The 12,187-nt window shown below is 70.4% G+C and carries 10 protein-coding genes; 8 read left to right on the top strand and 2 right to left on the bottom strand.

Annotated features, from left to right (window positions below; genetic code table 11):
* The first annotated feature begins 23 nt into the window (after positions 1 to 23).
* From PWS46_RS21630 to PWS46_RS21610, 5 genes are all read left to right on the top strand, one after another.
* Positions 24 to 647 carry a DUF4123 domain-containing protein gene (locus PWS46_RS21630; protein WP_434623410.1) on the top strand — a complete coding sequence of 208 codons (624 nt, stop codon included), beginning with the start codon at positions 24 to 26 and terminating at the stop codon, positions 645 to 647.
* 55 nt (positions 648 to 702) lie between these two features.
* Positions 703 to 2,355, top strand: coding sequence for a type VI secretion system-associated FHA domain protein TagH (gene tagH / locus PWS46_RS21625; RefSeq protein ID WP_434623409.1), 1,653 nt, complete (start codon positions 703 to 705; stop codon positions 2,353 to 2,355).
* Positions 2,356 to 2,409: 54 nt separating this feature from the next.
* A complete protein-coding gene (locus tag PWS46_RS21620; RefSeq protein WP_434623408.1) occupies positions 2,410 to 4,683 on the top strand; it encodes a protein kinase domain-containing protein in 2,274 nt (757 codons plus the stop codon).
* 8 nt (positions 4,684 to 4,691) lie between these two features.
* Positions 4,692 to 6,320: an alpha/beta fold hydrolase gene (locus tag PWS46_RS21615; protein WP_434623407.1), complete on the top strand. Its 1,629-nt coding sequence runs from the start codon at positions 4,692 to 4,694 to the stop codon at positions 6,318 to 6,320.
* A 147-nt stretch (positions 6,321 to 6,467) separates the two neighbouring features.
* The gene (locus tag PWS46_RS21610; RefSeq protein ID WP_085086012.1) at positions 6,468 to 6,860 is read left to right on the top strand and encodes a hypothetical protein; all 393 of its coding nucleotides are present in this window, start codon (positions 6,468 to 6,470) and stop codon (positions 6,858 to 6,860) included.
* A gap of 6 nt (positions 6,861 to 6,866) precedes the next feature.
* Here PWS46_RS21610 and PWS46_RS21605 read toward each other — a convergent pair whose 3' ends face one another.
* Positions 6,867 to 7,802 carry a LysR family transcriptional regulator gene (locus PWS46_RS21605; RefSeq protein ID WP_434623406.1) on the bottom strand — a complete coding sequence of 312 codons (936 nt, stop codon included), beginning with the start codon at positions 7,800 to 7,802 and terminating at the stop codon, positions 6,867 to 6,869.
* Positions 7,803 to 7,944: 142 nt separating this feature from the next.
* Between PWS46_RS21605 and wrbA the strand changes: the two genes are divergently transcribed.
* Both wrbA and PWS46_RS21595 read left to right on the top strand, forming a co-directional pair.
* Positions 7,945 to 8,547 carry an NAD(P)H:quinone oxidoreductase gene (wrbA, locus tag PWS46_RS21600; RefSeq protein ID WP_434623405.1) on the top strand — a complete coding sequence of 201 codons (603 nt, stop codon included), beginning with the start codon at positions 7,945 to 7,947 and terminating at the stop codon, positions 8,545 to 8,547.
* Positions 8,548 to 8,583: 36 nt separating this feature from the next.
* Positions 8,584 to 9,546, top strand: coding sequence for a glutathione S-transferase family protein (locus tag PWS46_RS21595; RefSeq protein WP_434623404.1), 963 nt, complete (start codon positions 8,584 to 8,586; stop codon positions 9,544 to 9,546).
* Positions 9,547 to 9,568: 22 nt separating this feature from the next.
* Here the strand turns inward: PWS46_RS21595 and PWS46_RS21590 are convergent, their stop codons facing one another.
* Complete coding sequence (locus tag PWS46_RS21590; protein WP_434623403.1) at positions 9,569 to 9,943, bottom strand: hypothetical protein; 375 nt, start codon at positions 9,941 to 9,943, stop codon at positions 9,569 to 9,571.
* Between the two features lie 225 nt (positions 9,944 to 10,168).
* Here PWS46_RS21590 and PWS46_RS21585 point away from each other — a divergent pair, with 225 nt between their 5' ends.
* Entirely contained in the window at positions 10,169 to 12,163 is a 1,995-nt protein-coding gene (locus PWS46_RS21585; protein ID WP_434623402.1) for a PP2C family protein-serine/threonine phosphatase, read from the top strand.
* Positions 12,164 to 12,187 lie beyond the last annotated feature (24 nt).

Below are 12,187 nucleotides of genomic sequence, written 5' to 3'. Positions count from 1 at the left end.
ACCCACCGGACATGATTCAGGCGATGACAGGCCCATCCCCCCGCCGCACCCCGCAGGAGGTGGTCGCCCGGCTCGCGCATCATCTGTGGCCGCAGGGCGCGGCTGTGGACGGGCCGGATGGCGAACGGCGCGCGCTCTACATGATCGTCGACGCCGCGCGCGACCCCGGCCTCTACCCCGGCCTGCTGGCGCGGGAGGAGGAGGCGGAGATGCGCGCCCTCTACCAGGGCGAGACCGCGAGCGAGATGGCCGAGGTGGCCCCCTATCTGGTCCGGCTGGATCGCGGCGGCGCCGTCGCCGACTGGCTGGTGGGGGAGGGCTGGGGCCGTGGCTGGGGCATCCTGGTGCAGGCCGGCGGCGACATCGACATGGTGCGGCGGCATTTCCGCAAGCTGACCATCGTCAACGACGCGAAGGGGGCGGCCTACCTGTTCCGCTTCTACGATCCGGCGGTGCTGCGCAGCTTCCTGCCGATCAGCGACGCCGTCCAGCGCGACGCATTGTTCGGGCCCGGCATCCGGTTCATGATGGAGGACGCGGGCGCCCAGGCGCTGGTCCTGTTCGAACTGGTGGACGGCGATCTGCGCCGCGCCGAAGTGCCCCTCGGTGCGCCCGCGGGGACCGGCGGCGCCCCCCCCGTCCGCTGATGCCCGAACCAAGGGAGACCACAGCGGTCGAGTTGCCAGCGGAGGAGATGGTGGAATGCTGAGGCTGAGGATCGTGTCGGACCATCGCGCGTCGCTGGGCGGCAATGCCGAGAAGACGCTGCATGGCGGCAGCCTCACCGTCGGGCGGGGGGTGGAGAACGGCTGGATCCTGCCCGATCCCGACCTGCTGCTGTCGCGCCAGCATTGCGTGTTCGAAGCGGCCGGGTCCGGCTTCCGGGTGACCGACACCAGCACCAACGGCGTCTTCCTCAACGGATCGGAGGAGCCGATCGGCCGCAATGCGTCGGCGGTGCTGTCGTCGGGCGACCGCATCCGCATCGGCCGCTTCATCATCGAGGCGATGGTGGAATCGCTGAGCGCCCCCAGCTTCACCGAAATCACCGGGGCCTTCTCGCTTGGCGCCAGAAGCGGGGAGACCGACCCGTTCGCTCCGGCACCGGCGTGGGACGCTCCCGCCCGGCATGCCCCGGCCCGGAATGCCGCTGAGCAGGACCCGTTCGACGAACTGTTCGACGATCCGAATGCGCGCCCCTTCGAAGACCGGCCGCTGCGTTCGGAAGCCGAGCCGTTCGATGCCTGGACCTCCTCCAGCAGCGGGGCGGCGGCGCGGGAACGGGCGGACGACTGGCATTTCGGCACCGTCGACGACCATTCCGATCCGCTGAACCAGGCGTTGTCGGTCGGCGTCTCCTTCCCGGCTCCGGTCTCGGCGCCATTCTCTAACGAGCCGCAACGGTCGTCCGGCGGCGGCATCCCCGACGATTGGGACGACGAGCCCTTCGGCGCGCCGCAGCAGGCGGCCCCCGCCATTCCGGACCCGTCGTTTTTCCCGCCGCCGAAAGCGGCCCAGCCGCTGCCGGACGACTGGAACATCGACGAGACGCTGCCCGATCAGGCTGCGCCGGACCTGCCGTCCAAATCCGCCGCCCCGGTTCTCCCGCCGGAACAGGACCCGCTGCCGGCCCCGCTGCCGGACGCGGATCCGCTGGAGGACGATACCGACCTCGCCCCCCGTCCGGTCGCGGCAATCCCGGTTCCGGCACCAAGGCCGAAGCCGGCCCCGACCCCGGCCCCAGCCCCCGATGCCGGTGCGGCGGTCGCCGCCTTCTACGAGGGGTTCGGCGCACCGCTGCCGCCGGACGGGCTGCCGGATGCCACCGCGATGATGCGAAGCCTGGGCGAGGCGTTGCGCGCCAGCCTGGGGGCGCTGCATGCCAGCTTGCGGGCCCGGTCGCGCTTCAAGGACGAGTTCCATCTGGAGCAGACCAGCTTCCGCCCCGCCGGCGAGAACCCGCTGAAGCGGTGCGAGACCCTGGACGAGGCGGTGTCGGTGCTGGCCAACCCGCGCCTGCGCGGCTTCCTGCCGATGGGCGATGCGGTGCGCGAAGCGGCAAGCGACGTGCAGGTCCATCACCTTGCCTATGCCGCGGCGCTGCAGACCGCGTTGAAGCAGGTGGTCGCCAAATTCGATCCCGGCGCGCTCAGCCAGCGGCTGGAGACGCGGCTGCTCGACAGCCTCGTTCCGGCCGCGCGCAAGGCCCGCTACTGGGACCAGTACGAGGTCCTTTACAAGGATCTGGTGGTCGAACTGGAGGAGGATTTCGACCGCGTCGTCGGCGATGCCATCGCCCGCGAATACGATCGCTTCATCCGCCGCGACGGCACCGGCGGCGACAAGCCGGACTGAACCCGCCCGACTCCCGCCGCCGCATCAACCCCCTGACCGGACCACGCCCTTTCCATGGCCCAGACCCCCGACGACAGCCACGAGCCCACCGCCATCCTGCCCGCCGACGGCGCGGGGGCGGATACGGGCACGCAGACAGGAGCGGATCCCCAGGCCACCCGTCTGACGGCGCCGCCATCCACCCCGGTGGCCACCCCGGTGCCGTCCTCCACCGCTTCCGGGGTGGAGCCCTCAGGCGTCCGGGCCGCTCCGGAACCGATCGGGCCGGGCACGCTGCTGAGCCACACCTATCGGGTGGAAGGGCTGATCGCCCGCGGCGGCATGGGGGAGGTGCACCGCGCCCGCCATGTCGACATGGACACCTGGCATGCGGTGAAGGTGATCCGGCCGGAACTGGCGCAGGACGCCAAGATGGTCGAACTGCTGCGGCGCGAGGCGGCGGCGCTGCGGGAGATCCGGCACGAGGCGGTGGTGTCCTACGACGGCGTCTTCCGCGATGAATTCGGCCGGCTTCTTCTGTCGATGGAGTTTCTCGACGGTCCGTCGCTGCACGAGGTGCTGCAGGCCGGTCCGCTGGATACGGCTTCGGTCGCCGTGCTGCTCGACCGCATCGCCTCCGGTCTGGCGGCGGCGCACCAGCGCGGCATCATCCACCGCGACATGTCGACCGACAACGTCATCCTGCCCGGCCGCGACATCGCCAACGCCAAGATCATCGATTTCGGCATCGCCAAGCAGACCGCAGCCGGGGCGGGGACCGTCATCGGCGACGGCTTCGCCGGCAAATACGGCTTCGCCTCGCCCGAGCAGTTCGGGCTGTTCGGCGGGCAGGTCGGGCCGCAGTCCGACATCTACAGCGCCGGTCTGGTGCTGGCCGCGGCGGCGCTGGGGCATCCGCTCGACATGGGCCGCACGCCGCAGGCGATGATCGAGCGGCGCATGTCGGTCCCCGACCTGTCGGCGCTGGACGAGCCGTTGCGCGGCGTTCTCTGTTCGATGCTTGAGCCGGATCCGCAGAACCGGGCCGGGACGATGGCGGAGCTGGTCGGCGCCCTGACCCGCCGCGCCGCCGACATCACGCCCTTCGAACACACCTCCCTTCCGGCCTCGACGCCGGAAAAGGAGACGAAGACGGTGGTGACACCGACGGTGGCGGTCAACGCCCCCAAGGAAACCAAGGCGGAAGCGAAGAAGGCGCCGGTCGGCCTGATCGCCGGCGGGGTCGGCGGTCTGGTGGCGGCCGGTGTCGCCGGATTCCTGCTGTTCGGGCAATCGCAGCCGCCCACGCCCGTGAATCAGGCTGCCGCCCCGACCGGGCCGGTTCCGACCATCCCGGCTCCGCCGGTCACCACTGCGTCGGTTCCGCCGCCCTCGACGGGCATGACGACGGCGCCGCTCGGCACCGCCACCCCAGCCCCGGTGCCCCAACCCGCACCTCCGCCCGCGGCCAAGGAGGCGGTGAAGCTGGATTCCGTGCCGCCCGAACCCGTCCAGCCGAAGGCCGAGCCGGCCGCTCCGCCGCTGCCGGTCACCCCGGCGGTCCAGACCGTCACGCCTCCGACCCCGACGCAACCTCAGCCGCAGCCCCAGCCGCAGCCGAAGGTCGAGCAGGCGGCCCTTCCCGTCGCTCCCCCAGTCCCGCGCCTGACGCCGGCCGAGGCGCGCAAGGCGGTGGAGACGACCGCCGGCGGCTTCGCCTGCGCCGGTGTCAGGACGGCCGAGGCCGGGAACGGGTTGCGGGTCGGCGGCTATGTCGGCACCGAGGAGGATGCCCGGATCCTGAAGGCGGCGATCACTGCCCTGCCGGCCGGCATCGACGTCGATGCGCAGGTCGCGGTGCGGCCCTGGCCGCTGTGCGAGGCGCTGGGCGTCGCCGGACTGCCGGCGCGGGCCGAGGGGCAAGGGACCGCTGCGCTGGGGCTGGGTTTCAACCGGCCGTCGATGGTCTATCGCAAGGGGGACAAGCTGGAGGTCACGGTGACCGCCGGGACCTCGGGCTACCTGACCGTCGATTACATCGACATGGAAGGCAACGCGATCCACATGGTGCCGATGCGGCTGCGCCGCGACGACCGGCTGGAGGCCGGCCGGCCGGTGACTCTGGGCGTCGCGAAGTCGGCGAGCGAGCGCGTCTATACCATCGCCCCGCCCTATGGCCCGGCGATGATCCTGGCGCTGGTGACCCGCGAACCGCTGTTCCCCGCCGACCGCGAGGAGGTGGAACCGGCCGGCCCCTATCTGGCGAGCCTGCGCGGTGCGCTGGCGAAGGCGGAGGCCAAGGGCGGCGTGGTCGCCCAGTCGGCCTTCTTCGCCACCGTCGCCGAATAGCGCGGCCGATGGGAAGCGGCGGTCGGCGTCTCGCCCTCATCGGCGGTCTTCTGGCGCTCTGCGCGGTCGTCGGCGGGCTGCTCGGACTCGGCATCGACCGGCTTGCCGGCCCATCCCCGTCTCCCGCCCCGGTCGTGGCGGTGGAGCCGCCGCTCGCCATCCCCGTTCCCGTCCCGGCGCCTCTTCCCGCGGCGGTCGCTCCGGTCCAGCCGGTTCTCCCGGCGCTGGCGGAGGCCCGCTGCCCGGACGGTCCGCTGCCGGCAGGGCCGGCGCCGCGCTGCCGGTCATTCCGCGTGCCGTCCGACTGGCAAAGGCCGGACAGCCTGCCGCTCGACCTGTTCGTGACGATTCTGCCGGCGCTGAACGGCGCGCCGGCCGCCGATCCCGTGGTGCTGCTCAGCGGCGGGCCGGGGCAGGGCGGCAGCGACGATCTGCGCGGTACCGCCGCGATCCTGGCGCCGATGCGGGCCGGCCGCGATGTCATCCTGGTCGATCAGCGCGGCACTGGGCAGTCGAAGCCCTCGTTGCGCTGTCCGGGGCTGGACCCGCTGCGCTACTGGTTCGGCGGCGTGACGGCGGAGGATGCTACCGGTTGCCTGGAGCCCTTGCGTCGCGCCGGCTACCGGCTGGAGGATTTCGACAGCGGCCAGAGCGCGGCCGACCTGCCGGCCCTGCGCCGCGCCCTGGGGGTGGAGCGCTGGAACGTGGTCGCGACCTCATACGGCGGGGTGCTGGCGCAGGCGCTGTTGCGGATCGACGGGGCGGCGGTGCGCAGCCTCGTGCTGAACTCCCCGGCCACAGCGGACGCGACGTGGCTCGATCTCGACCGGCTGACCGCCATCCGGCAGGCCCACCGCCGCATGATGGAGGATTGCGCCGCCCAGCCCGACTGCGCCCGCGCCTTCCCCCGGCTGGGGCAGGCGGTCGAACGGCTGGCGGCGGCGCTGGATCGGCGACCGCTGGAGCTGCGGCTGCGCCATCCCGTCACCGGGCGGGAGACCGACCTGCGGTTGGACTGGCCGATGCTGGCGGGCGTTCTGGCGCTGCGGCTGGGCAGCGGCGACGGGATGGTGGCGGTGCCGGCCCTGCTCGACCGTCTCGACCGCATCGTCGGCGCCGGGGCGGCGGGGCGGGTGGACGACCCGGCCATCCTGTCCCTGGTGATGCCGCCGCCGATCTGGACCGTGCTGGACAGTCTGGCCTATGGCCTGAACCTGACCGTCGGCTGCCGCGAGAACCGTCCGCACATCGACGCCGCCGCCGCCCGCCGCGCCGCCGCCGACCTGCGCCCCTATGTGGTGGCCGAGGCGGTGGAGACCGATTACGACGCCGCCTGTCCGGCGCTGGGGCTGCGGCCGGTGGATGCGTCCTTCTACCGGCCGGCCACGTCCGATGTGCCGGCGCTGATCCTGACCGGCGCCTACGACACCTTCACCGCCCCGGCGCGGGCCGAGGCGATGGGGCGGAGCCTGCCGCGGGCGACGCTGCTGTCCTTCCGCGGTCTCGGCCATGACGTGCTGGGCGCCAGCCAGTGCGGCCGCAACGCCGCCGCCCGCTTCGTCGAGACGCTGGCCGTGGGCGATGCCGGCGCCTGCGTCGAACGGCTGCTGCCGCCGACCTTCGCCACCCGGCCCTAAACATCCAAGCGGCGTCTTAACGATTCCACCGCCGGCCGATCTGGCGTCCATTGCCAGACGCCGGCGCAAACACTATGATTCGTTCGGTGTAAACCGGGTGTCCGCAGGGACGGGACCCGTACCGCTTGAGACGATCGGAAGACCCGTATGGACGCTCACGACCTTTCGCTGGACGACAACCGCACGATCCAGGCCATCGGCATCCTCGCCGACGTGCTGGACGGGGTGGAGGGGCCGGGCGGTCTCGACACGGTGCTGGTGTCCAAGGCGCTGCGTCAGGTGATCGCCACCAAATCGCAGCCGGCCTTCGAATTCGCCTCCCGCGCCTTCAACACGCTGGAGCCGTCGGTTCGCCGCCAGGTGGCGGAAACCGCGGACGAGGCGGCGCATCATGCGGTCGAGTTGCGCGGCCGGGTCGGCGGCTTCCTGTCCACCGCCCCGAAGAAACCGGTTCCGCAAGGCCCGGTGGTCGGCCAGCAGCCGAACTTCATCACCGCGCTGAACCTGCGCTCCCGCCGCCGGCCGAACCAGCCGTCCTAAGCCGCCTCAGCCCTCCTCCTGAGGCAGCGTGTCGAGAAGTGCGCAGTCCCAATAGGGGCGCGGCCCGAAGCGCTGGACCAGGAAATCCACGAAGACCCGCACCTTCGGCGACAGGTGGCGGTTCTGCGGATAGACCGCGTTGACGCTGACCTCCGTCGGAACATGGCGATGCAGCACGCTGACCAGTTCGCCGCGCGTCAATGCCTGTCCGCAGAGGAAGGTCGGCGACATGATGAAGCCGACTCCGGCTGACGCTGCTTCGCGCAGCAGGTCGCCGTTGTTGCTGCGGATCGGCCCTGAAACGCGGACGCTGCGCGTTTCCCCGTCGACGATGAAGGGCCAGAGGTCGGGGGTCGGGACGTTGGTGTAGATCAGGCAATTGTGGTTGGCCAGATCGTCCGGCGTTTCCGGCACGCCATGCTTCTGCAGATAGGCCGGGCTGGCGCACAGCGCCATCCGCGCCGGGGCCAGCCGCCGGGCGATCAGCGAACTGTCGCGCAGCTTGCCGATGCGCACCGCCAGATCATAGCCCTCGTCGATCAGGTCGACCGTGCGGTCGTTCAGGTCCATGTCGATCTCGATGGCCGGATAGCGCTCCAGGAACTCCGCCACCGCCGGGGCCAGATGCAGGATGCCGAAGCTGACCGGCGCGTTCAGCCGCAGCCGGCCGCGCGGAGCGGCATGCAGGTCGGCGACTGCCTGCTCCGCCTCCTCCAGATCGGCGAGGATGCGGGTACAGCGCTCGTAATAGGCCTGCCCCACCTCGGTCAGGCTGAGCTTGCGGGTGGTGCGGTTCAGCAGCCGGGCGCCGAGCCGGTTCTCCAACTCGCCGATGCGGCGGGAGACCACCGACTTCGACAAATTGAGCCGGTCGGCGGCGGCAGTGAAGCTCTTGGTGTCCACCACCTTGATGAAGGCGAGCATGTCGTCGAGGCGATCCATGGCATTGTTCTACACCCGGAAACAATGAGGTGCCAAGATCCGGGATTACCGGAAACGCCATTGCGCCCTATCTCTGATGTCACCGCCGGGCCGGCACCGGCCGCGGCGACCCGATTGCGCAACAAAACAGGGAGTGACGGCGATGGCGAAGGTTCTGGTCCTCTATTACAGCAGCTGGGGTCACGTGTCGGAGATGGCGCAGGCGGTGGCCGACGGCGCCCGCTCCGTCGCCGGGACAGAGGTGGCGGTGAAGCGCGTGCCGGAACTGGTGCCGGAAGCCGTCCGCCAGTCCGCCCACTACAAGGACGAGAGCGACATCCCCGTCGCCACGGTGGACGAATTGGCGCAGTACGACGCCATCATCATCGGCACGCCGACCCGCTACGGCAACATGGCCTCGCAGATGAAGAATTTCCTCGACCAGACCGGCGGACTGTGGGCCAAGGGCGCCCTGGTCGGCAAGGTCGGCGCGGCCTTCACCTCGACCGCCACCCAGCATGGCGGGCAAGAGAGCACCATCCTCAGCACCCACACCGTGCTGCTGCATCTGGGGCTGGTGATCGTCGGGCTGCCCTATTCCTTCCAGGGCCAGATGGGCGTTTCGGAAGTGATGGGCAACTCGCCCTACGGTGCCAGCACCATCGCCGGCGGCGACGGCTCCCGCCGGCCGAGCGCGGTCGAACTGGATGGCGCCCGCTATCAGGGCCGCCATGTCGCCGAGATCGCGACCAAGCTGCACGGTTGATGAACCGTCTCAGACGCTGAAGAAGAGGAGGGAGCCGTGGGCCTGCTGATCGACGGACAGTGGCACGACCAGTGGTACGACACCAAAAAGACCGGCGGCGCGTTCGTCCGGACGGAGGCGCAGTTCCGCGACCGGGTGTCGGCCGACGGCTCTACTCCATTTCCGGCGGAGGCCGGGCGCTATCACCTGATGGTGTCGCTGGCCTGCCCCTGGGCGCACCGCACCCTGATCTTCCGCAAGCTGAAGCGGCTGGATGACGTCATCGGCGTCAGTGTGGTCGATCCGCTGATGCTGTCGGAGGGCTGGACCTTCGCCGAACCGGAGCCGGTCACCGGCGCCCGCCGCCTGTACGAGGTCTATCTGAAGGCCAATCCCGGCTACAGCGGCCGGGTGACGGTTCCGGTTTTGTGGGACAGGAAGACCGGCAGCATCGTGAACAACGAGTCGGCGGAGATCATCCGCATGCTCAACCGCGAGTTCGACGCCTTCACCGACGTGCGCACCGACTTCTGCCCGCCGAATCTCGTCGAGGAGATCGACCGCGTCAACGCCTTCGTCTACGACGCCATCAACAACGGTGTCTACAAGGCCGGTTTCGCCACCTCCCAGGACAAGTACGAGGCCGCCTTCGACACGCTGTTCGCCGCGCTGGACGACCTCGACGCCAAGCTGGCGACCCGGCGCTGGCTGGCCGGCAACCGTCTGACCGAGGCGGATTGGCGGCTGTTCACCACGCTGGTGCGTTTCGATGCCGTCTATGTCGGGCATTTCAAGTGCAACAAGCGGCGGATCGCCGACTATCCGCACCTGTCGGGCTATCTGCGCGACCTCTATCAGGTGCCGGGCGTGGCGGAGACGGTGAACTTCGACCACATCAAGCGCCACTACTATGGCAGCCACGCCACCATCAACCCGACCGGCATCGTGCCGAAGGGGCCGGAACTGGACCTCGACGCGCCCCACGGCCGTGGCGATCTGGGGCCCGATCCGATGTCGTGATCCGCTTTTCCGGATGGGGCCGTCAGGGCTTGTGGCAGCGGGCCATGTCTTCCGGGTTGCCCATCGCTTCGCACTGGAAGCCGTTGGAGAATTTGAAGCGCAGCGGGCCGGTCTTGCGGACGCTGACCACCGGCTTCTTGCCCGCATCCTGAAATTCCACCCAGGCGGAGCTGTCGAAGCGAGTCTGCAGCCCGTTGCTCAACTGCACGCGGCCCTGACGGTCCTTGATGATCTGGACTCCGGTATTGAACAGCAGGTTGGGGCCGTCGGCCTTCGCCGACAGGCCGTTGGTGCAGTTCACCCCCTCCGGCTTGACCGCGACGCATTCGAAAGGATGCGGCTGGCCGGCGGTGAGGACCATGGCATAGACGGCGATTTCCAGGACATTCATCGGCATGGGCGTGCACCAGCGGGAAGGCGGCGGGTCCCATCCGTCTTACCGACCATCTGGTTACGAAAGAGATAATGTCGCGCCTGCGGTCGAATCTTGCGCCTGAACACGGGACGGAGCCCCCATCCGAATCCCTGGGCCGACCGGCGCCTGGACTTGCGCGCCCGGGACCGGTAGAAGCGGTGGCAAAGGCCAAGTGCTTCTTCAGCCACAGGGGGCGGGCGCAATCCCATGACGTTCCAACAGCGTTTGATCCTGCTGGTCACCGGTCTGGTGCTGCTGGCGATTGCGGCCGTCACCACGACGATGGCCCTGACGACGCGCGCCGCCCTGACCGAGCGGATCGAGGCGGAGGCGCGGCTGACCGCCGGCCTGCTCGCGCGCGGGGCCGCCCAATCCCGCGACATCCCGCAGGAGGTCGACGCCCTGCTGTCCGAGAGGTTGCTGTCGGAAGCAACGCTGACCGCCCATCTGGTGGCGATGGCGGAAGCGGCGAAGCAGTCGCCGCGCGCCATCAATGACCGGCTGAAGCAGATCGCGGAAGCCGGCGGCCCGGACGAGATGTGGATCACCGACAACCGCGGCCGGGCCTATCTGCACAATCTCGCCGGTCCCGACCCGGTCTTCGGCCAGGATGCCAAGGGCGGGCCGCGCCACGGCGCCTATGCCGGCCTGCTGAACCGCTCCCCCGCGTCGGTGGTGTCGGAACCGGCGATGGAGAACGGACGGCTGATGAAGTTCGCCGGCGTGACCGGCGTCGACAAGCCGCGCATCGTCCAGGTCGGCGCCGACGTGCGGCGCCTTGCCGACATCGTGCGCAACTCCGGCACCGACGGCCTGATCGACGGGCTGCTCGCCACCCGCACGGTGGAGGGGGCATGGCTTCTCGACCGCGACGGGCGGGTGCTGGCCCGCGGGGCGGTGATGGGCGACGGGGCTGGCGGCCCGCTGTCGCAGGACGATACCGCGGCGGCGAAGGCGGTGGTGCCGGGCGGCGATGTGGCGATCCGCGTGTCGGGCAACAGCATGCTGGCACTGGCGCCGATCCGCTATGCCGGCCCCACGTCCGCCGCCGGTTCGCCCGCGGGCGTGCCGACGGTCGCGGTGGTTCGGGTTCCCTATACGGAACCGGGGGCGATGCTGAGCCGCCAGTTGAAGATCGGCGGTCTGGTCGGCGTCCTCGTGCTGGCGCTGGGCGTCTATGCCAGCCTGCGCTTCGCCCGCGACCAGATGGCGCCGGTGGAGCGGCTGAGCGAGGCGGTCAAGGCGGTGGAGGCCGGCCGTTTCAACCCCTTCACCCTGAACGAGGCCGCCGACCGCGACGACGAGTTCGGCCGGCTGTCGCGCGTCTTCCGCCGCATGGCGATGCAGGCGAACGCCCGCGAGGAAACGCTCGACGCCCAGCTGGTCATGCGTGAGGCGGAGCTGGAGACCAAGACGGAAAAGCTGGCCGCCGCCGAACAGTTGATCGAGGAGGAACAGCGCGCCGCCCGCGACGTGCAGTCCAACCTGTTGCCCCGCCAGCTGCCGGTCGGCCGCGACAGCCAGTTCTACGGCATGCTGCTGGCCGGCCACACCGTCAGCGGCGACTTCTATGACGTGATCGAACTGGACGAGCGGCACAGCATGCTGGTCACCGCCGGGGTGTCGGGCGGCGGCGTGCCGGCGGCCTTCCTGATGCTGATGGTGCGCGGCGCCATCCGCGAGGCCGCCCGCCCCGGCATCGGCCCGGCGGCGATCCTGACTCATGCGAACGAACGGCTGTGCGGCGAAAGCCCCTTCAACGGCTTCGCCACCGCCTTCGTCGCCGTCTATGACCGGGTCGCCGGCACGCTGGTCCATGCCGCCGCCGGCCATCGCGGCGCCTGCCGCATCACCGCCGACGGCGGTGTGGAGTTCCTGACCGCCACCGGCGGCCCGGCGCTCGGCGTCCGCCAGGGCGTGCCTTATGCGGAAGCGGCGGCGGTGCTGAACCAGGACGAGACGCTGTTCCTGTGCACCGAGGGCGTGCTGCGTTCCGTCGACGGCCAGCGCGAGCCTTTCGGTGAGGAGCGGCTCGCCGCCGCCCTGGCCCACAGCCGCGGCATGTCGGCCCGCGACCGCACCGAACTGGTTTTGCGCAGCGTGCAATCCCATGTGGGGGCGGACGGCCTGATCGCCGGCGATCTGGTGTGCCTGGTCATGCGCCGCCTGCTGCCGGTGACGGAGGTCGCGGAGGCGGTTTGATGGTGCAGGCTATGAATGCCGCCG

Origin of the sequence: Azospirillum sp. B2RO_4 (assembly GCF_051124815.1) — a bacterium.
Lineage (GTDB): Bacteria > Pseudomonadota > Alphaproteobacteria > Azospirillales > Azospirillaceae > Azospirillum.
Note: the sequence above shows the minus strand (reverse complement) of the source record. Positions and strands in the feature narration are given on the sequence as shown.

Bases quoted from the DNA above. Each gene is read 5' to 3' on its own strand.
- PWS46_RS21630 (WP_434623410.1), top strand. From the start codon at position 24: ATGACAGGCCCATCCCCCCGCCGCACCCCGCAGGAGGTGGTCGCCCGG.
- tagH (WP_434623409.1), top strand. From the start codon at position 703: ATGCTGAGGCTGAGGATCGTGTCGGACCATCGCGCGTCGCTGGGCGGC.
- PWS46_RS21620 (WP_434623408.1), top strand. From the start codon at position 2,410: ATGGCCCAGACCCCCGACGACAGCCACGAGCCCACCGCCATCCTGCCC.
- PWS46_RS21615 (WP_434623407.1), top strand. From the start codon at position 4,692: ATGGGAAGCGGCGGTCGGCGTCTCGCCCTCATCGGCGGTCTTCTGGCG.
- PWS46_RS21610 (WP_085086012.1), top strand. From the start codon at position 6,468: ATGGACGCTCACGACCTTTCGCTGGACGACAACCGCACGATCCAGGCC.
- PWS46_RS21605 (WP_434623406.1), bottom strand. From the start codon at position 7,802: ATGGATCGCCTCGACGACATGCTCGCCTTCATCAAGGTGGTGGACACC.
- wrbA (WP_434623405.1), top strand. From the start codon at position 7,945: ATGGCGAAGGTTCTGGTCCTCTATTACAGCAGCTGGGGTCACGTGTCG.
- PWS46_RS21590 (WP_434623403.1), bottom strand. From the start codon at position 9,943: ATGCCGATGAATGTCCTGGAAATCGCCGTCTATGCCATGGTCCTCACC.
- PWS46_RS21585 (WP_434623402.1), top strand. From the start codon at position 10,169: ATGACGTTCCAACAGCGTTTGATCCTGCTGGTCACCGGTCTGGTGCTG.